Here is an 18,891-nt window from a genome sequence, read left to right as displayed (position 1 = left end):
CACGACCACCGCCACCGCCGCCACCACCGCCACCGGTCGGGCGCCCTCAGGGCCCCGGCCACCCCGAATCACCCGAATCACCCGGGCCTCCCGGACCGACCGGAGCCCCGTCGCACCTGACACCCGACACGCACATCCCGAAAGGACCCGTATCACCATGTCGACACCCGTGTCGCGCAGAGCAACCGGCCACCGGGCCGCCGCCCTCGCCGCCCTCTCCGTGCTCGCCCTCACCGCCACCGCCTGCGGCTCGTCCGGCGGCGACCCGCTGGCCGCCGCGCCGTCGACGGCCGGCGGCTCCGCCGGGACCGCCGCCGCGTCCGGCGGCACCGTGGTGATCGGCTCGGCCAACTTCCCGGAGAACGTGCTGCTCGGCTCGATCTACTCGCAGGCGCTCAAGGCCAAGGGGGTCAAGGTCGAGGAGAAGTTCAACATCGGCAGCCGCGAGGTGCTCTACGGGCAGCTGCAGAGCGGCAGCCTGACCCTCCTGCCCGAGTACAACGGCGCCCTGCTCGCCTACCTCGGCGGCAAGACGGCCGAACCCACCAAGGAGGCGGTCAACGCCGAACTGGCGAAGACGCTGCCGGCCTCGCTGGCGATCCTCGACTCCTCCCCCGCCGAGGACAAGGACACCCTGAGCGTCAGCCAGGAGACCGCCGACAAGTACGGCCTGAAGAGCATCGCCGACCTGGCGGCGAAGGCGGGCGAGCTCACCATCGGCGGTCCGCCGGAGTTCAAGTCCCGCCAGGAGCAGCCGCTCAAGGACGTCTACGGGCTGACCTTCAAGGAGTGGAAGCCGACCGGCGAGACCACCGCCAACGCCGTCAAGGACGGCTCGGTGCAGGTCGGCAACGTCTTCTCCACCGACCCGAAGATCGCCCAGCTGAAGCTCGTCCCGCTCACCGACCCGAAGAACCTGTTCGGCGCGCAGAACGTCACGCCGCTGGTCAACAAGGCGAAGGTGGACGCGACGTCGGCGTCCGCGCTCAACGCGGTGTCGGCCAAGCTGGACACGGCGGGGCTGCTGGCGCTGATGAAGAAGGTCGCGATCGACAAGGAGGACCCGTCGGCGGTGGCCAAGGACTGGCTGAAGAGCAACGGGCTGGGCTGACGCCGCGCCGCGCGGGGCCGGTCGCGAGGGCGGCCCCGCGCGCGGGCGACCCGGCTCCGCGCGCGTACGGCGACCGTCGGCCGCACCGTCACGCCGTTATTCCGTCACGCCGTCACGCCGCCGGCCGTGATCTCCGGCTCGGCAGATCTTCCCCTGAACGGCGCGGACATGACAGTGTGACCGCATGCGCACTCGTCTCCTCGCCGCCACCCTCACGGCTTTCGCCGCGGTGAGCCTCGCCGCGTGTTCCAGCTCCGGTTCGGACTCCGGCGGCACCGCGGCCGGCGCCTCCGCGTCCGGCGCCCCCACCACGTCCGCCGGGACCACGCCGACGGCACCCGCGTCCTCCCCCGCGCCCGCCGCCACCGACGCGGCCACCGCGGGGACGGCGTCCGGGGCCGCCACGGGGGCCCCGCCGTCCCCGGCGGCCACCCCCGGCACCCCGGCCACCCCGGGGGCCGCCACACCCGGCTCGACCGCCGCACCCGCCCCGAGCACCCCCGGTGCCGCCGACTCCCCGGGCGCGCCGGCCCCCGACGCACCCAAGCCGGCGCCGCCCACCGACGCGGGGCTCCCGACCAAGCCGGCCGCCGACCTCTCCGCCCGACTGGTCGCCGCGCTGGACGCGATCGACCCGGCGATCGTCGGCGGGAAGCCGGAGCTGGCCGTCGAGCGGGCCCGCAGCCAGTGCCAGTCGATGTACCAGTTCCCCAAGGACACGGCCAAGCTGGTCGAGCTGGCCGACCAACGTTTCACCACACCCGACCATCCGCAGGGTTTCGGGGCCGAGAAGGCGGAGAAGATCCTCGACGCACTGCGCTCCACTCTCTGCCCTCCGGCCTGAGCCGGTCCGGCGGATCCCCGGACGGCCCGGTGTCCTGAGCTCCGGGCCGCCGTGGCCGCGCGCGACGACCGGCGCGCGGCCACGGCACCCATGCGGCCGTGCCCGCGGCACCGCCCGCCCCGGCAGCCGCGCCGCAGCGGCCGGACGCGGACGGCGCCCCGGAACCACGGCCCGCGACCGCGGTCACAGACGCCGGCGCAGGCGCGGGTACAGCCGCGCGCTCCGGCGCAGCCGCATGCCCGGCCGCAGCCGCGCGCCCGGCCGCAGGCGGGCCCCGGGTCGCGTCCGCACCGCAGCGCCGGCACCCCTCGCACCACAGCCGCCACCGTGACCACACCGGTGGAGGCCGACGGGCCCCCGGCGAGGCGTCGGCCGACTCGCCGACCGGCCGCCGACCGGCCGCCTCCCCACGCCCGGCCGGAAGCGGAACCGTCGTCCACGGAAGGGCCACGAGGTCGGCGTACATCGTCTGCTGACGAACTGTTAGGAGTCTTGACAGACGACTGGTCTAGTCCAACCATAAGCATGTCGATCCGACCGGGATGCACTGTGGGGGTGTGACCACCGGCGGCTGAGGCACTGCCCTGCCCTGCTCCGAACCGCCCCCAAGACCCGCTGCGGCGTACGCGCGTTCGCGCACCGCCGTCCGTCCGTGCCGCGTGTCCACGGGGCCGGCATGCCCGCACCGCCGCACGGTTCGCGTTTCCCGCCCCCACGGCCCCCGCTCCACGGCTCAACGGCCCCATCCGTTCAACCCCTTCAACCCGCTTCATCGCCCCACCGCTCCACCGCGCGGCTCCGCACGCTTCACCAACGTCCAGCCCCACCACGTCTGTTGGAGAACCAATGCGTCTACGCAGAACGCTTCAGGCTGCCCTGACGGCCTGTGTCACCCTCGCCGCCTCGGCCGGACTCGTCGCCGCCGGGACGACCTCCGCGGGAGCGGCCCCCACCGGGTCGGCGACCTCCTCGGTCACCGCCGAGGCCGCCGCCACCCCGCTGCCGACCCGGGTGTTCGCCCCCTACTTCGAGTCCTGGACCGGCGAGAGCCCCGCCGCGCTGGCCGCCCAGTCCGGCGCCAAGCACCTGACGATGGCGTTCCTGCAGACCGCCACCAAGGGCTCGTGCACCCCGTACTGGAACGGCGACACCTCGCTGCCGATCGCGCAGTCCTCGTTCGGCGCCGACATCGCCACCATCCGCGCCAACGGCGGCGACGTCATCCCGTCGTTCGGCGGCTACACCGCCGACACCACCGGCACCGAACTGGCCGACAGCTGCACCGACGTCAACCAGATCGCGGCCGCCTACGAGAAGCTGATCACCACGTACGAGATCAGCCGGATCGACCTCGACATCGAGGTCGACTCGCTGGACAACTCGGCCGGTGTCGACCGCCGCAACAAGGCGATCAAGCTGGTGCAGGACTGGGCCGCCGCGAACGGCCGGCAGATCCAGTTCTCGTACACCCTGCCGACCACGCCGACCGGCCTGGCCGACAGCGGCCTCGCGGTGCTGCGGAACGCGGTCACCAACAACGCCAAGATCGACGTCGTCAACCTGATGACCTTCGACTACTACGACAACGCCCAGCACGACATGGCGGCCGACACCCAGACCGCGGCGACCGGCCTCTACAACCAGCTCGCGAGGCTGTACCCGGCCAAGACCCCGGCCCAGCTGTGGGGTTCCATCGGCGTCACCGAGATGATCGGCGTCGACGACTTCGGGCCGGCCGAGACCTTCACGCTCGCCAACGCGACCACCGTCTACAACTGGGCGGTCTCGAAGGGCATCAACACCCTGTCCTTCTGGGCGCTTCAGCGCGACAACGGCAGCTGCCCCGGCGCCAGCGCCCGTGACAACTGCTCCAGCATCCCCCAGAACACCTGGGACTTCACCAAGATCTTCAAGGCGTTCACCAGCAACTCCACGCCCGCGAACGACTTCTCGGTCGGCGTGAGCCCCAACGCCGGTTCGGTGCTGGCCGGTTCCTCGACCAGTGCGAACATCTCCACCGCCGTGACGTCCGGTTCGGCGCAGAGCGTCAGCCTCACCGTCTCCGGCGCCCCGGCCGGCGTCTCCGCGACCGCCACCCCCGGCAGCGTCACCGCCGGCTCCCCCGCCACGCTCAACATCACCACGGCGGCCACCACCACCCCGGGCACCTACCCGCTCACCGTCACCGGCACCGCCGCCTCCGGCACCCACACCAGCACCTACACGCTGACCGTGACGAACACCCAGCCCGGGAACGACTTCTCGGTCGGCGTGAACCCGGTCGCCGGCACCGTGACGGCCGGCGCCGGCACCTCGGCGAACATCTCCACCGCCGTGACGTCCGGCTCGGCGCAGAGCGTCAGCCTCACCGTCTCCGGCGCCCCGGCCGGCGTCTCCGCGACCGCCACCCCCGGCAGCGTCACCGCCGGCTCCCCCGCCACGCTCAACATCACCACGGCGGCCACCACCACCCCGGGCACCTACCCGCTCACCGTCACCGGCACCGCCGCCTCCGGCACCCACACCAGCACCTACACGCTGACCGTCACCGGCGTCACCCCGCCCGGCGGCCTGGCCAACGGCGGCCTGGAGACCGGCAGCCTCGGCCCGTGGACCTGCCAGAGCGGCGGCTCCGTGGTGAGCACCCCGGTCCACTCCGGCTCCTACGCGCTCCAGGCCGCGGCCGGCCCCGCGCAGACCGGCCAGTGCCAGCAGACCGTCACGCTGGCGCCCAACAAGTCCTACACGCTGACCGGCTGGGTCCAGGGCAGCTACGCCTACCTCGGTGTGAGCGGCGGCGCCACGGGCTCCGCGTGGACCAGCTCCAGCGGCTGGACCAAGCTCACCGTCCCGTTCACCACCGGCGCCTCGGGCACCGTCACGGTGTACCTGCACGGCTGGTACGGCCAGGGCAACGTCCTCGGTGACGACTTCTCCATCGCCTGACCGGGCGGCGGGACGAACGGGGCCTGACGGCTGACGGCTGTCGGACGACCGACGGTGTCGGCCGTCGGGAGCCCCGGTCCCCCGCTGCTCCCGGAAGTCCCGTCAGGGGTGTCGCGACCATCCGTCGCGGCACCCCTGACGCCGCTTCCGCCGGAGCCTCCCGCCGAGGGCCGGGCCGGGACGGCCGGTCCTACACTCGCGCAATGGCCACCGCACCGCTCACCGTCACAGTCCTCGGCAGCGCGACCCCGTATCCCACCGCCGACAACCCGTGTTCCGGCTATCTGCTGTCCGTCGGCCGCACACACGTGTGGGTGGACGCCGGCACCGGTACCCTCGGGCCGTTGCAGCGGTACGTCCGGCTGGACGGGCTCGCCGGGATCTGGATCTCACACCTGCACGCCGACCACAGCGCCGACCTGCTCACCGCCTACTACGGAGCGCTGTTCGCCGACCTCACCCTCGCCGCGCCGATCCCGCTCCTCGGTCCGCCCGGCACCGCCGACCGGCTGGCCGGCTTCCTCACCAACGGCCCGCACCGCAGCCCGGTCGAGTCCGCCTTCGCCGTCACGGAGCTCACGGACGGCCACCGGGCCCGGCTGGGACCGCTCACCCTCACCAGCAGCGCCGTGGAACACGGCATGCCCGCCTTCGCCCTGCGCGCCGAGACCGGCCGGGCGTCCCTGGTGTACTCCGGCGACACCGCCCCCTGCGCCGCGCTGACGGCCCTCGCCACCGGCTGCGACCTGCTGCTCTGCGAGGCCGAGGGGCCGGACGAAGGACACCACAGCCCCGAACAGGCCGGTGCCACCGCGGCGTCCGCCGGCGTCGCCCGCCTCGTCCTCACCCACGTCGGCCGCGCGATCGCCCCGGCGGACGCCGTCGCCAGGGCGGCCGTCCACTACCCGGGGCCGGTCGGGTACGCGGCCCCCGGCACGGTCTTCACGGTCGGCTGACGCGGACCGGCGGCCGTCGCCGCGCCCCGGACCGGCGGGCCGCTCCGGCGGGGTGGCGCGCACCGCCCGGAGCGGCGGGCACCCGGCCTCGCCACGGGGGACGGACGGACCGGCCGGGCGGGCGCGTCCCCCCGCCCGCTACGCGGTGGCCGGGGCCGGGGCGTCGGCCGGGGTCTTCCGTCCGGCGCGGCAGAGGAACGCGTAGGAGGTGGCGGCCAGCACCGAGCAGCAGAGCACGACGATCGCGAGCAGGATCGCCGACGGCTTGCCGCCCAGGCTGCTGAGCGGCGCGACGACCGCGCCGCAGAGGAACGTCCCGGTCCCGATGAGCGCGGACGCGGAGCCGGCGGCCTGCGGGGGGACCAGGCTGAGGGCGCGGGCGGCGGAGTTCGGGAGGACGATGCCGAGACTGCCCATCATCACGAAGAGCGAGGCGCAGAACGGGACCAGGCCGAGGTCCCAGACCGCGGTGACCAGGAAGAGGGACGTCCCCGCGGCGATCGACGTGCCGAGCCCCACCGCCATCAGCGCGCCGGCGGTGAAGCGGGGCGCGAGGACGCGTCCGTTCAGCTGGGTGACGCCGACGATCGCCATCGAGTTGAGGCCGAACAGCAGGCTGTAGGTCTGCGGGGACACGTCGTAGACCTGCTGGAGCACCACCGAGGAGCCGCTGATGTAGCCGAACAGCGAGCCGAAGGCGAAGGTGCTGGTCAGCGCGAGGCCGAGGAACGGCAGCCGGCGCAGGAGTCCGCCCATGGTGCGCAGGGTCGTCACCAGGCCGCCGCCGTGCCGGGCCGAGGGAGGGAGGGTCTCCCGGAGGGCGGCGAAGGCGATCAGGGTGAGCAGCAGGCCGAGCACGGCGAGGGCGCCGAAGGTGCCGCGCCAGGAGGTGACGAGGAGCAGCTGCGCCCCGACGAGCGGGGCGAGGATCGGGGCCAGTCCGGATATCAGGGTGATCGAGGCGAGGAAGCGGATCATCGCGACGCCCTCGAAGCGGTCGCGGGCCACGGCTCTGCCGATGACGAGCCCGGCCGCACCGGCGGCGCCCTGGACGAAGCGGCTGGCGATCAGGACGGGCAGGTTGGGCGCGATCACGCAGACGACGCTGGCGACGGTGTAGATGACGAGGCCCGCGAGCAGGGGCGGGCGGCGGCCGAGGCGGTCGCTGAGCGGTCCGAAGATCAGCTGGCCGGCGGCGACGCCGAACATGGAGAAGGTGAGGGTGAGCTGCACGGCTGCCGGTTCGGCGACGAGGTCCTCGGCGATCGCGGGGAGGCCGGGCAGGTAGAGGTCGGTGGTGAGGGGGCCGAGGGCGACCAGGCCGCCGAGGACGGCGACGGTGGCACGGCCGGGGGTGTCTGCGGTGCCGGGGTCGGTGGGGGTGCCGAGGGCGGTCGACGTGTCACCGGCGGGGCCGGCGGTCGGACCAGGCATGGGGCTCCTCTCGGAACGGACGCGGGAGTCGTGCTCGCTCCGTCCTACCCCAGTGACCCGGTGCCCCGACAGCCGGGGTCCGCCGCGTGGACCACCCCCGGACCCTCGTCCAGGGGTTCGGGCCCCGCCTCCGCGGGGCCCGCGCACGGTGCCCGGCCGCGGTGCCCTGCCGGGACGCGGCCCCGTCAGTGCGCGAGGCGCTCGGCCCGCAGGGCGGCCTGGACGGCGGCGCCGTCCTGCCACGCGTAGAGCTGGTTCCCCGTCAGGGTGACGTTGTAGTGGCCGCAGGAACCGGTGACCTTGGAGACGACGCCCTCCGGGAACCAGCCGGCCTTGAGGGTGGCCGGCGCCTGGTGGCCGCTGCGGCCGGGCGCGGTGGTGGTGCACCCGGCGGGCAGGCGGCCCTCCGGGAGGGTGGCGCTCAGCAGGCGGTCGTCGCCGGTGGTGGACATCAGGTACCGGACGGACGAGGCGTTGTCGGGCAGCCAGGTCGGGACGGCGTGGCGGGAGGCCTTGGCCTCGCTGCCGCTGGCGTAGGTGGAGTGCTCCTGGTGCCGGCCGTCGTACCAGTCGGCGACCCGAGGCCCGACCGCCACGGCCGCGGCGGCCACGGCCATACCGGTGCCCGCCACTCCGAGTACGACCTTGCCCACGATGCCGTTCATGCCCGCCTGTCCTCTCCTGGTGCGGTGCCGCCGTCGTGCGGTACCGCCTCTGCTGCCGTGCGGCGCGCTGGGCGGCGCCGCTCGTCCGACCGCTGTGCTCCGTGACCGTCGCCGGTCCCGGCTCCTGCCCTTGCCCTGGCCCGGTCCCCCGCGCTCCGGGTCCCCGGGGTCCGCCCCTGCCCCGTCCGGGGCCGGTCGTTCCGGTTGTCTCCATCCTGGCCCGCCCTCCACTGTCGGGGCGTCACCAGGAGGTCGCGACCGTCCGCCATCCTTGGGGGGTACGTTCTCCACCTTCAGGCGTACGCGGGGCCCTCCGGTCTCGGGGTTCACCCTGGTCGGGCCCGGCCCGGGGCGGGGTGCACCGGCCAGCCCCGCCGGGCCTGCCGCAGGGGTCCCGTCAGGCCTGCACCGGGACGGGGACCGCCACCGGGAACGGGCGGCCGTCCAGGGTCCAGTGCGGGTCGATCGGCCGGCCGAGGGCCGCGTACACCTGGGCGGCGACGTCCGGGTGGCGGATCTCCCCGGTGGGCGGGGCGGCGGGGATGCCCGGTCCCGCGCAGGCGACCCACGCCGTGCGCTCCTCGGGGGTGCGGCCGCCGTGGCCGCCCGCGTCGACGTGGCCGTGGTCGGTGACCACGATGACCGTCCACGCCTCCCCGGCGCGGCCGGGCCTGGCGCGGACCGCGTCGAGGAGGCGGCCGAGCCGTTCGTCGGCGGTGCGCATCGAGGCGCGGTACTCCTCGCCGCAGCCGAGGAAGTGGGCGGTCTCGTCGACGGCGCCGAGGTAGACGAAGGACACCTCGGGGTCGGCGGCCCGCAGGACGTCGACGGCCTCCCGGGTGACCTCCTCGTCGACGGCCTCCCAGGCCTCGGGGGTGTCCTCGGCGGGGGCGACGTAGCTGAGCCGGCCGGGCGCGCGGAACAGCGGCCCGCCGGACTCGCCGATCACCAGCGGGTCCCAGCCGGCCGCGACGTAGGTGCGGCGGCGGTCCTGCCTGGCCAGCCGGGTGGTGAAGTCGGGGAAGACGTCGAGCCGGTTGCCGCCCAGGTGGTTGCCCCAGACGCCGTGCTTGGCGGGTTCGACGCCCGTGACGATGGTGGCCCAGCAGGGGCCCGACATGGTGGGGGTGGACTCCGCCACCGTGACGGGTGCCAGGAAGCCCGCTTCGGCGACCTCCGCGAGCCTCGGCATCGGGACCTGGTCCAGCAGGTCGTACCGGACGCCGTCGATTCCGACGACGAGGACCCGGGGGCGAGGCGGCGGCGGTGTGGTCATGGTGGGAGGTCGTTCCTTTCGCGGTGCGGGTGCCGGGCGCGCCCGCGGGCGCCACCGACCGCGTCATGCTTCACGGCCCGCCGGACCGCCAGGTGTCCCCCAGGGGAACGGCGGGTGTCGGGGTGGCGTCCGGTGGTGCCGGGGGCGGCGGAACGACGGTCGGCGGCTGACGGCTGACGGACGCCGTCACCCGTCGACCGTCAGCGGCCGGGCCCGCCCGGACGGGTCACGGCCCGGGCCGGAACTCGTGCACGACCTCGATGCGACCGACGATGTGCCGGTTGAACTCGGGCAGCTCCTCCGCCGGCACCCAGAGTTCGAGGATGGTCCGCCCACCCGCCTGCCGGACCGGGTAGCGGGCGAGGAAGGCGGTCTCCACCTCGAACCGGGTGACGTAGCCGACCCCGGACGCGGGGACGTTCCAGTCGCGCGCGATGCGGACCGCGTAGTCCTCGTTCAGCACCGGGTAGAAGATCGGCTGGTCGGGCAGGCGGGGCGGCCAGGCGCGCCGGTCGGCGGCCTCGACCAGGGCCAGCTCCTCGGGGCCGGTGGGGCGCCAGAGCGTGGTCGTGGGCGTGGGCGTGGTCGCGGGCGTGGTCGCGGTGGTGGAGGGCTGCGCCGTCGGGCCGTTCACAGCCACCCAAGGTAGCCGTGAACGGCCCGGCGGACGAGCGGATTTCGCGGGCCGCGGCCGTCAGTGGTAGGCCGACTCCCCGGTGATGGCCTCGCCGAGCACCAGGGTGTGGATCTCGCCGGTGCCCTCGTAGGTGAGCACCGACTCCAGGTTGTTGGCGTGCCGGAGGACCGGGTACTCGGTGGTGATGCCGTTGGCGCCCAGCACCGTGCGGGCGCTGCGGGCGATCTCCAGCGCGGCGCGGACGTTGTTCAGCTTGCCGAAGCTGATGTGCGCCGGCCGGGCCGCCCCCTCGTCCTTGAGCCGCCCGATCCGCACGGCGACCAGGTACGCCTTCTCCACCTCCAGCATCATCTCCACGAGCTTCTGCTGGGTGAGCTGGAACCCGGCGATCGGGCGGCCGAACTGGATCCGGCTCTTCGCGTAGTCGAGGGCGGTGGTGTAGCAGTCGCGGGCGGCGCCGACGGTGCCCCAGAGGATGCCGTAGCGGGCCTCGTTGAGGGAGGAGAGCGGCCCGCGCAGGCCGCTGACGCCGGGCAGGACCGCGTCCGCGGGCAGCACGACCTCGTCGAGGACCAGCTCGCTGGTGACCGAGGCCCGCAGCGAGAGCTTGCCGTGCACGTCGGTGGCGGTGAAGCCCGGCGTGCCCGGCTCGACCAGGAAGCCGCGGACGCCGCCGTCGGTCTGCGCCCAGACGACGGCGACGTCGGAGACGCTGCCGTTGGTGATCCACATCTTGGAGCCGGAGAGCACCCAGTCGGCGTTCTCGCCGGGGCCCTTGCGGCGGGCCCGGGTGCGCATGTTGGCCGGGTCGGAGCCGAAGTCCGGCTCGGTGAGGGCGAAGCAGCCGATGAGGCGGCCGGCGGCGAGGCCGGGCAGCCAGCGCTGCTTCTGCTCCTCCGAACCGAAGGCGTGGATGGAGCGCATGGCCAGCGAGCCCTGGACGGAGACGAAACTGCGCAGCCCGGAGTCGGCCGCCTCCAGCTCCATGCACGCGACGCCGTAGGCGGTGGCGGTGGATCCGGTGCAGCCGTAGCCGTCGAGGTGCATGCCGAGCACGCCGAGGGCGCCGAGTTCGGGGGCGAGTTCGCGGGCCGGGAAGACGCCCCGCTCGAACCAGTCGCCGACGTGCGGGCGGATCCGCTCGTCGGCGAACTTCCGTACCGTGTCGCGGATGAGCCGCTCCTCGTCGGTGAGCAGGTCACCGACGGCGAGCAGGTCGGCGGGGTCGATCCTGGTCGGCTTCGCCATCGAAGCTCCTTGTAGTCTCGGCGGGTGCCGGTCGCAGCGTTGGGTACCGGCGAGTATTCCGCACGGGTCCCGCCTCCGGAGGGCCGGAGGCGAGGGAGTGAGCATGTACACAGTCCGGCTGCTGACGGCGGACGAACTGCGGGCGTCGGCGGAGCAGCTGGCCGGGCTCCTGGTGGACACCGTCGGGAGCGGGTCCTCGCTCGGCTTCCTCGCCCCGCTCGACCCCGTCGAGGCGGCCGGCTGGTGGCGGGCCCTGGCCCCCGACGTCGAGGCCGGGCGGCTGCTGCTCTGGGCCGCGTGCGCCGAGGCGGACGGCCGGATCGCGGGGACGGTGCAGCTGCGCCCGGCGGCGCCCGCCAACGGCCGGCACCGCGCGGAGGTGGCCAAGCTGATGGTGGACCGGGCGGACCGGGGCCGGCGGCTGGCCGGCCGCCTGCTGGCGGCGCTGGAACGGGCGGCCGCGGACCGCGGGATCCGGACGCTGGTGCTGGACACCGAGACCGGCAGCCCCGCCGAGCGGTTGTACGCGGCGGCGGGCTGGACCCGGGTCGGCACGGTGCCGGACTACGCGACCGACCCGTCGGGGGCGCCGCACGCGACCACGCTCTTCTACAAGGCGCTGCGCGCGTAGGGACGGTCGCCGGTCCCCGCGGCGGCTCCGGAACCGGTTCCGGCGGCGGGCGCGCGGCCGTGCCTCGCTAGGATGACCGCTTTCGCATGCGGACGGGATGCGATGTGACGAGACGTGAGGGGTGGACCGTGGCGCGTTGGGCAGTGGTCGTGCAGGAGACCGAGGGAGTCGGCGACGACCGGATCTGGGGCACCAAGGTGCTCGCCGAGATCGAGGGCGACCGCGAGGAGGCCCTCGCCGAGATGCGGCGGATCGTCCCCGGCTACACGCCGCAGCACCCGTTCAACAGCCGGCAGCGCACCCTGCTCCGGGACGGCGACAGCTACCTGCTGATCACCCGGGGGAGCATGCGGGACTACCACTGCGTCTTCAAGGTGTGGGAGCTGCTGTGGGACAGCAAGCGCCCGGAGATCCAGCAGGAGCGGCTGGCCGACGGGGCCGCCGCCGACGGGGCCCGCTGAGCCGCGGGGTGCGTCGGGGCGGCGCCGCCCGCGGGGCCTCGCCTCAGGAGACCCCGCAGAGCCGGAGCAGCGCGGTCGTCGCGGCGGCCGCCACCACCACGACCGGGAAGGGCGCGCGGCGCAGCACGAGGACGCCGGCCACCAGGACGCCCGCCGGGCGGGCCCATCCGGCGAAGTCGTGGCCCTGGGTGAGGGTGCCGGTGGCGGCGAGCGCGACGAGCAGGACGGCGGCGGCGACGCCGAGCAGGTGGCGCACCCGGTCCGAGACGGTGAGCCGGTCCCCGAGCAGGGGCCCGGCGACCCGGAACGCGTAGGTGCCGGCCGCGAGCAGCAGGATGGCGAGCAGGGGCATCAGTGGACCTCCTCGGCGAGGGGTGCGGGTCGGCCGGGGCGAACGGCCTGGTCGGCGGGGTCGGCAGGGGTGCCCGGGTCGGCCTGACCGGTCCGGTCGTCCGGGTCGGACGGTTCGGCGGGGGCTTCCGGGTCGGCGGGGTCAGCCGGAGCGGCGGGAGCGGCCGGGCCGCCGGGGCGGCGGGCGAACAGCAGGCCCGCCAGGGCGAGCAGGACCGGGAGCCCGGCCGGCAGGAACGGTGTGGCGGCCACCGCGACCGCGGCGCCGGCGAGGGCGGCCGCCCTGGTGCGGGGGTCGGTGAGCGAGGGCAGGACCAGGGCCAGCAGCACGGCCGGGAAGGCGGCGTCGAGCCCGAGGGCGTCGGTGTCGCCGATCATGCCGCCGGCCGCGGCGCCGGCCAGTACGGAGAGGTTCCAGACGACGAACAGGGCGAGGCCGCAGACCCAGAACGCGGCCCGGCGGCGGCGCCGGTCGGGCTGGAGCAGGGCGAAGGCGACGGACTCGTCGGACAGGATCTGCGCGCCGAGCAGCCGCCGCCACCAGGGGCCGTCGAGCGCGTCGGCGACGGTGAAACCGAAGGGCAGCAGCCGTGCGTTGAGCACCAGGCCGGTGGCCACGGCGGCGAGTGCGCCGCCGCCGGAGAGGACGACGCCGATGGCGGCGAACTGGGCACTGCCGGCGAAGACCAGCACCGACATGGCGACCGGTACCCAGAGCGGGAGGCCGGCGGAGACGGTGACGGCGCCGAACGAGGCCCCGACCAGGGCGTCGGCGAGGGAGACCAGGGCGATGTCGCGGAGCGTGGCACGCTCAAGGGTTCGGAGGAGCGAACGCATGTCCAGTAGAGTGAACCCCATGGCTGCCGTTCGTCAAGGCGAACGCCTGGACCAGTGGAGCGAACGCGGATGAGTGACAACAGCGAGGTGGTCCCCCCGGCCGGCTCGGGCGGCGACTCGGGCGGCCGCCCCGCGGCCGGCCGGGGACCCGGGCAGGAGGCCAGCCGGGGACCGGGCACCGGATCGGAGCTGATCGCGCTGATCTCGGCGTCCATCCGGCGCGAACGCGAACGCACCGGCCTCTCCATGGCCGAGCTGGCCCGGCGCGCGGGGATCGCCAAGTCGACGCTGTCCCAGCTGGAGTCCGGCGCGGGCAACCCCAGCGTCGAGACGCTCTGGGCGCTCGGCGTCGCACTGGACGTGCCGTTCAGCCGGCTGGTCGACCCGCCGCGCCCGGTGGTCCGGGTGGTCCGGGCCGGCGAGGGGCCGATCACCCACTCCGAGCGGGCCGACTACGCCGCGACCCTGCTGGCCTCCTGCCCGCCCAACGCGCGGCGCGACGTCTACCGGATCGACGCCCAGCCGGGCGAGACCCGGGCCTCCGACCCGCACATGACGGGCACCGTCGAGCACGTACTGCTGGGAGCCGGGCGGGCGCTGGCCGGGCCGACCGAGGCACCGGTCGAACTCGGCCCCGGCGACTACGTGAGCTACCCGGGCGACGTCCCGCACGTGTTCCGGGCCCTGGAGCCCGGCACCCTGGCGGTGATCGTCATGGAGCACATCTGACCCGGCGCCGGGCCGGCGGGCGCCGCGACGGCGGTGCGGCCCACGGCTCCGCGCCCACGCCGGGCGCCCGCTCGGCCTGCACGACGAAACCGCTTCACGGCTTCAGCAGCCGGTCGAGGAAGGGGTTCCCGAACACCCGGTGCGGATCGTGCCGGTCCAGCACCGCGATCGCCTCGTCCCAGCCGGGGCCGCCGCCGTCCCGGTGGCTCGCGGGGATGACCCGGTCGAGCACGTCCGGGTCGGCCCAGGCCGCGTCCTCGGTGTAGGCCCAGCCCTTGGACCACTCGACGCGCAGACCCGCCCGGGTGCCGTCGAAGGAGCGCAGCAGGGCCTGTTCGAGCTCCCGGCCGAAGCGGTTCAGCCCGGGCGTGCCGGGGAAGGCGAGCACGTCGACCCAGACGGCGGTGTCCCACTCGGGCCGGTCGGGGCGCGGGCGCAGCGCGGAGAGCAGGGGCGGGCGGGCACCGGGCACGCCGGACCAGGCGGGGTCGTCCAGTCCGGTGACCCGGATCTCCACCGAGCCGTTGACGGGGAACTCGCCGCGCGCCCGGTAGGCGTCGAGCAGCGCCCGGTACCGGTCCGCGAACTCGGCCACCACCCACTGGAGGTCGGCGCGGCGGGCGAGGATCGCGTAGCCGTTGGCGGTGACCCGCAGGGTGGTGGGCCGCACGTACTGGAGCAGCGTGCGCGAGGGGCCCCAGAGGTCGGAGCGCAGACCGCCGGCGAGCAGGTGGGTGAGGACCTCGCCGGTGAGCAGGTCGCGGATCAGGCCACCGGAGAGCAGGATCTCGGTGATGTCCCCGGTGAGTGCGACTTTGGCGATCAGGTACTGGAGTTGGCCGAAGAGCGGGGCCGACGCCCAGGTGCCGGCGACGATCTGGCCGGCCAGTCGGGCGACGGGTTCCGGGATCGAGTCGGAGAAGGGGTAGTTGTAGGGCTCGTCGACGGCGTGGGAGCCGAACGGGCGGGTCGGGGCGGCGCTCCAGGTCTTGAGCCAGGGGCGGTCGGTGTAGGCGAACCAGATGGCCTCGGCGCGGCCGTCCCGTTCGACGAACTCGGCGAAGGTGCGCGGGCGGCCGGGTGTGCCGGGCCGGGCGAAGAGTTCGGCGGCCGGGATGTCGAGGCGGCTGACGCAGCGCAGTGACCGGTCGGCGCCGGCCCGGAGCACCACCTCGGTGAGGAGGGCCCGGCCGAGGTGGACCAGGAAGGCGGCGCTGTCGGCCTCGGACCGGTCGAAGGTGCGCAGGGCGTACCGGTCGGTGGCCGGGTCGTGGACGACGGCGGTGAGCCGGGTGACCTGGTTGCTGACCGAACCGTAGCCGTGTCCGTCGGGCCGGAGTTCACCGGTGGCGGGGACGGCGGTGCCGTGGCCGCCGATGGCGAGCACGCCGCCGACGGTGAGCTCGCCGGGCGCGGGGACGGCGGTGAGGCCGAGGCCGCGGTCGGCCAGGTGGGCGAGCAGGGCCTCCATGGTGGCGCCGGTCTGGACCCGGACGGTGGTGGGCGAGTCGGCGGTGATCGCGGTGAGGTGGCGGGTGGTGTCCAGCAGCAGGACGCGGGCGGCCCCGGTGGTGCCGTCGGCGACGGTGAGCGGCGCCCAGGTGTGCCGGTACCCCTGGGCGCGCAGCCGCCAGCCGTGGGCGCGGGCCCAGTCGGCGAGGGCGGGGAGCTCCTCCGGGGTGCGCGGGGCGCAGGTCCAGAGCTGGTCGGTCCGGACCTCGCCGGACCAGTTCTGGTAGACGCGCCGGTGGACCTCGGTACCGGCGGGGAGTCCGGGCGGGGCGGGGAGGTCGGCCGCCTCGGCGCTTCCCGGTCCGACGGTGCCGCGCAGCAGCCAGGCGGTGGCGCCGAGTGCGGCGGAGGCCCCGAGGAGGCGGCGGCGGCTCAGGCCGGTGGGTCCGGGGTCGCGGCGGTCGGGGTGGCCGGGGCGGTCGGAGGGTTCCCGGCCGCCGGGGCTGTCCTGGTCGCCGTGCCGTGGTGTCGTCATGCCCGCCCCCTGCCGATCGGGTCCCGGTGGACCGGGACCCGGGTGTTTTCCCCGGTCCGGGGTGAGCGTACGGAGCGGGCCGTTCGGGCACGGGACGACACCTCACGATCTTCACTCGTTCGAGTGGTTGTTGCCCCGTTCTGCGGTGGGCTCATAGGTTGAGACTGATCACCATCCCGGATCGCGCCCGATCACGACCGGTCGCGCCTGGTCGCTCCCGGCCATGCCCGACCGTGCCCCGGCCGTGTCCGATCGCGTCCGATCACACCTGGAGGCCCCACCGTGTCCGCGCCCGTGTCCGCGCCCGTGCCCGCTCCGGAGCCCGCTCCCCTGACCGTCGCCGTCGCCCAGCCCGTCTGCGCACCGTCCGGACGGCCCGACACGGTCGCCCTCAACGTCGAACGGCACGCCGCGACGGTCCGGGAGGCCGCGGCCCGCCTGGTGGTGTTCCCCGAGTTCTCGCTCACCGGGTACGACCTGGACGCGCCCGCCGTCGCCCCCGGCGACCCCCGGCTGGAGCCGCTGGTGGCGGCCTGCGCCGGGGCCGGGGCCGTCGCACTGGTCGGCGCGCCGGTGGCCGACCCGGACGGGCGCGAGTACATCGGCACGCTGGCCGTGAGCGGCTCGGGCGTCGAGGTCGTCTGCCGGAAGGTCCACCTGCACGGCAGGGAGGTCGAGCGGTTCACCCCGGCCGGGGAGCCGTCCGTCCTGGAGCTCGACGGGTTCCGCCTCGGCCTCGCCGTCTGCGCCGACGTCGCCGAGCCCGCGCACGCCGAGCGGAGCGCCGGGCTCGGCATCCACGCCTACGTCGGCTCCACCCTGTACGGCGACAGCGAGTCCCAGCTGGCCCGGCGCGACGCCCACATGCGCGACCGGGCGGCCGCGCACGGGGTCTGGGGCGTGCTGTCCACCAGCGCGGGCGCCAGCGGCGAGTACGCGACCACCTCGGGCGGCTCCGGCGTCTGGGCGGCGGACGGCGCCCTGGTCGGCCAGGCCGGCGAGGCGGCGGGCGAGATCGTCCGCGCCGAGCTGCGGTAGCCCCCGCCCGGGCCGCGCCGGTCCCTCCGGCCGGTCCGGAAATACCCGGGGCCCGCGCGCGGCTGTGGTGATCGGAAGCGAGACCCAGGACCGGGAGCCGGCGCCGAGGTCCCGGCCCCGGGGCTCCGGGACCGGGCTGCGGCCCTGGGCCCGGGCCCAGGACCGACAGCGAGGGCCCGGGGACGCACGCCGCGACGGCCGCCGGACGGCCGCCGGAGCGGGCGGCGCCCGCCGGGCCGAACAGGAGGTGCGGCGCACGATGGCCGACGAGCAGGAGTACCGGACCGAGCACGACTCGATGGGCGAGGTGCGGGTGCCCGCCGCGGCGAAGTGGCAGGCGCAGACGCAGCGGGCGGTGGAGAACTTCCCGGTCTCCGGCCAGCGCCTGGAGCGCGCGCACATCGCCGCGCTGGCCCGGATCAAGGCGGCCGCCGCCCGCGTCAACGCCCGGCTCGGGGTGCTGGACGAGGAGACCGCCGAGGCGGTCGCGGCCGCCGCCGAGGAGGTCGCCGGCGGCCGCTGGGACGCCGAGTTCCCGGTGGACGTGTTCCAGACCGGCTCGGGCACCTCGTCCAACATGAACGCCAACGAGGTCATCGCCACCCTCGCCACCGAGCGGCTGGGCCGACCGGTGCACCCCAACGACCACGTCAACGCGAGCCAGTCGTCCAACGACGTGTTCCCCTCCTCGATCCACATCGCCGCGACCGCCGCCGTCACCCACGACCTGATCCCGGCGCTGGAGCACCTGGCCGAGGCGCTGGAGCGCAAGGCGGCGGAGTTCGCCCTGGTGGTCAAGGCCGGTCGGACACACCTGATGGACGCCACGCCCGTCACCCTGGGACAGGAGTTCGGCGGGTACGCGGCGCAGGTCCGGCACGGGCGGGAACGGCTGCTGGCCACCCTCCCCCGGGTGGCGGAACTGCCGCTCGGCGGCACGGCGGTGGGTACCGGCATCAACACCCCGCCCGGGTTCGCGGCGGCCGTGATCGAGGAGGTCGCGCGCGCCACCGACCTGCCGCTGACCGAGGCCCGGGACCACTTCGAGGCCCAGGGCGCGCGGGACGGCCTGGTCGAGCTGAGCGGGCAGCTGCGGACCGTCGCGGTCGGGTTCACGAAGATCGCGAACGACCTGCGGTGGATGGGCTCCGGCCCGCGCACCGGGCTCGGCGAGATCAACCTGCCGGACCTGCAGCCCGGTTCGTCGATCATGCCGGGCAAGGTCAACCCGGTGCTGCCCGAGGTGGTGCTGATGGTCTCGGCCCAGGTGATCGGCAACGACGCCACCGTCACGGTCGCCGGGGCGAGCGGCAACTTCGAGCTCAACGTGATGCTCCCGGTGATCGCCCGCAACGTCCTGGAGTCGGTCCGGCTGCTCGCCAACAGCGCCCGGCTGCTGGCCGACCGCGCGGTGGACGGCCTCACCGCCAACGTCGAGCGGGCCCGCGAGTTCGCCGCGTCCTCGCCCTCGGTGGTCACCCCGCTGAACCGGTACATCGGGTACGAGGAGGCGGCGAAGGTCGCCAAGCAGTCGCTGGCCGAGCGGAAGACGATCCGGCAGGTGGTGCTGGAGCGCGGGTACGTGGAGGAGGGCCGGCTCACCGTCGAGCAGCTGGACGAGGCGCTGGACGTCCTGCGGATGACGCGGCCGTAGCGCCCGTCCGGCCGGCCCTGCCGGGCCCTCGTCACCGGAGGAGCGCCCGGGCACGCGCCCGGGGCGCGGACGGCGGCCTCGCCGTT

The 18,891-nt window shown here is 75.0% G+C and carries 17 protein-coding genes; 9 read left to right on the top strand and 8 right to left on the bottom strand.

Features of this window, described 5'->3' with window-relative positions; all coding sequences use genetic code 11:
• Positions 1-169 precede the first annotated feature (169 nt).
• The 4 genes from OG550_RS29400 to OG550_RS29385 all read left to right on the top strand — a co-directional run bounded on the left by OG550_RS29400 (position 170) and on the right by OG550_RS29385 (position 5,857).
• Positions 170-1,111: an ABC transporter substrate-binding protein gene (locus tag OG550_RS29400; RefSeq protein ID WP_327682597.1), complete on the top strand. Its 942-nt coding sequence runs from the start codon at positions 170-172 to the stop codon at positions 1,109-1,111.
• A 184-nt stretch (positions 1,112-1,295) separates the two neighbouring features.
• Positions 1,296-1,955, top strand: coding sequence for a hypothetical protein (locus tag OG550_RS29395; protein ID WP_327682595.1), 660 nt, complete (start codon positions 1,296-1,298; stop codon positions 1,953-1,955).
• Positions 1,956-2,801: 846 nt separating this feature from the next.
• Positions 2,802-4,901: a glycosyl hydrolase family 18 protein gene (locus tag OG550_RS29390; protein ID WP_327682593.1), complete on the top strand. Its 2,100-nt coding sequence runs from the start codon at positions 2,802-2,804 to the stop codon at positions 4,899-4,901.
• A gap of 203 nt (positions 4,902-5,104) precedes the next feature.
• Positions 5,105-5,857, top strand: coding sequence for an MBL fold metallo-hydrolase (locus OG550_RS29385; RefSeq protein WP_327682591.1), 753 nt, complete (start codon positions 5,105-5,107; stop codon positions 5,855-5,857).
• A gap of 138 nt (positions 5,858-5,995) precedes the next feature.
• Here the strand turns inward: OG550_RS29385 and OG550_RS29380 are convergent, their stop codons facing one another.
• The 5 genes from OG550_RS29380 to OG550_RS29360 all read right to left on the bottom strand — a co-directional run bounded on the left by OG550_RS29380 (position 5,996) and on the right by OG550_RS29360 (position 11,117).
• Positions 5,996-7,291, bottom strand: a complete 1,296-nt coding sequence (locus tag OG550_RS29380) for a multidrug effflux MFS transporter (protein WP_327682589.1) — start codon at positions 7,289-7,291, stop codon at positions 5,996-5,998.
• Between the two features lie 185 nt (positions 7,292-7,476).
• Entirely contained in the window at positions 7,477-7,956 is a 480-nt protein-coding gene (locus tag OG550_RS29375; RefSeq protein WP_327682587.1) for a hypothetical protein, read from the bottom strand.
• A 397-nt stretch (positions 7,957-8,353) separates the two neighbouring features.
• Positions 8,354-9,232, bottom strand: a complete 879-nt coding sequence (locus OG550_RS29370; RefSeq protein WP_327682585.1) for an alkaline phosphatase family protein — start codon at positions 9,230-9,232, stop codon at positions 8,354-8,356.
• A gap of 226 nt (positions 9,233-9,458) precedes the next feature.
• On the bottom strand, positions 9,459-9,866 hold the full coding sequence (locus OG550_RS29365; protein WP_442906094.1) for an ADP-ribosylation/crystallin J1: 408 nt from the start codon (positions 9,864-9,866) through the stop codon (positions 9,459-9,461).
• 60 nt (positions 9,867-9,926) lie between these two features.
• Positions 9,927-11,117: an acyl-CoA dehydrogenase family protein gene (locus tag OG550_RS29360; RefSeq protein WP_327682584.1), complete on the bottom strand. Its 1,191-nt coding sequence runs from the start codon at positions 11,115-11,117 to the stop codon at positions 9,927-9,929.
• Between the two features lie 103 nt (positions 11,118-11,220).
• Here OG550_RS29360 and OG550_RS29355 point away from each other — a divergent pair, with 103 nt between their 5' ends.
• Positions 11,221-11,748 carry a GNAT family N-acetyltransferase gene (locus tag OG550_RS29355; RefSeq protein WP_327682582.1) on the top strand — a complete coding sequence of 176 codons (528 nt, stop codon included), beginning with the start codon at positions 11,221-11,223 and terminating at the stop codon, positions 11,746-11,748.
• 128 nt (positions 11,749-11,876) lie between these two features.
• The gene (locus tag OG550_RS29350; protein ID WP_327682581.1) at positions 11,877-12,209 is read left to right on the top strand and encodes a hypothetical protein; all 333 of its coding nucleotides are present in this window, start codon (positions 11,877-11,879) and stop codon (positions 12,207-12,209) included.
• 43 nt (positions 12,210-12,252) lie between these two features.
• Here OG550_RS29350 and OG550_RS29345 read toward each other — a convergent pair whose 3' ends face one another.
• Together OG550_RS29345 and OG550_RS29340 are read right to left on the bottom strand one after the other, a co-directional pair.
• Positions 12,253-12,561: an AzlD domain-containing protein gene (locus tag OG550_RS29345; protein WP_327682579.1), complete on the bottom strand. Its 309-nt coding sequence runs from the start codon at positions 12,559-12,561 to the stop codon at positions 12,253-12,255.
• Positions 12,561-13,397 carry an AzlC family ABC transporter permease gene (locus OG550_RS29340; protein ID WP_327682578.1) on the bottom strand — a complete coding sequence of 279 codons (837 nt, stop codon included), beginning with the start codon at positions 13,395-13,397 and terminating at the stop codon, positions 12,561-12,563. The genes OG550_RS29345 and OG550_RS29340 overlap by 1 nt, the downstream gene beginning before the upstream one ends.
• Positions 13,398-13,466: 69 nt before the next feature.
• On the opposite strand from OG550_RS29340, the gene OG550_RS29335 reads away from it, so the two are divergent.
• Entirely contained in the window at positions 13,467-14,126 is a 660-nt protein-coding gene (locus OG550_RS29335) for a helix-turn-helix domain-containing protein (RefSeq protein WP_327682576.1), read from the top strand.
• Between the two features lie 94 nt (positions 14,127-14,220).
• On the opposite strand, the gene OG550_RS29330 is transcribed toward OG550_RS29335, so the two are convergent.
• Positions 14,221-16,113: a cholesterol oxidase substrate-binding domain-containing protein gene (locus tag OG550_RS29330; protein WP_327682575.1), complete on the bottom strand. Its 1,893-nt coding sequence runs from the start codon at positions 16,111-16,113 to the stop codon at positions 14,221-14,223.
• Positions 16,114-16,395: 282 nt separating this feature from the next.
• On the opposite strand from OG550_RS29330, the gene OG550_RS29325 reads away from it, so the two are divergent.
• Both OG550_RS29325 and OG550_RS29320 read left to right on the top strand, forming a co-directional pair.
• Positions 16,396-17,151 carry a carbon-nitrogen hydrolase family protein gene (locus OG550_RS29325; protein ID WP_327682573.1) on the top strand — a complete coding sequence of 252 codons (756 nt, stop codon included), beginning with the start codon at positions 16,396-16,398 and terminating at the stop codon, positions 17,149-17,151.
• 259 nt (positions 17,152-17,410) lie between these two features.
• Positions 17,411-18,805, top strand: a complete 1,395-nt coding sequence (locus OG550_RS29320; protein ID WP_327682571.1) for a class II fumarate hydratase — start codon at positions 17,411-17,413, stop codon at positions 18,803-18,805.
• Positions 18,806-18,891: the final 86 nt, after the last annotated feature.

The organism is Kitasatospora sp. NBC_00458, assembly GCF_036013975.1.
GTDB lineage: Bacteria > Actinomycetota > Actinomycetes > Streptomycetales > Streptomycetaceae > Kitasatospora.
Note: the sequence above shows the minus strand (reverse complement) of the source record. Positions and strands in the feature narration are given on the sequence as shown.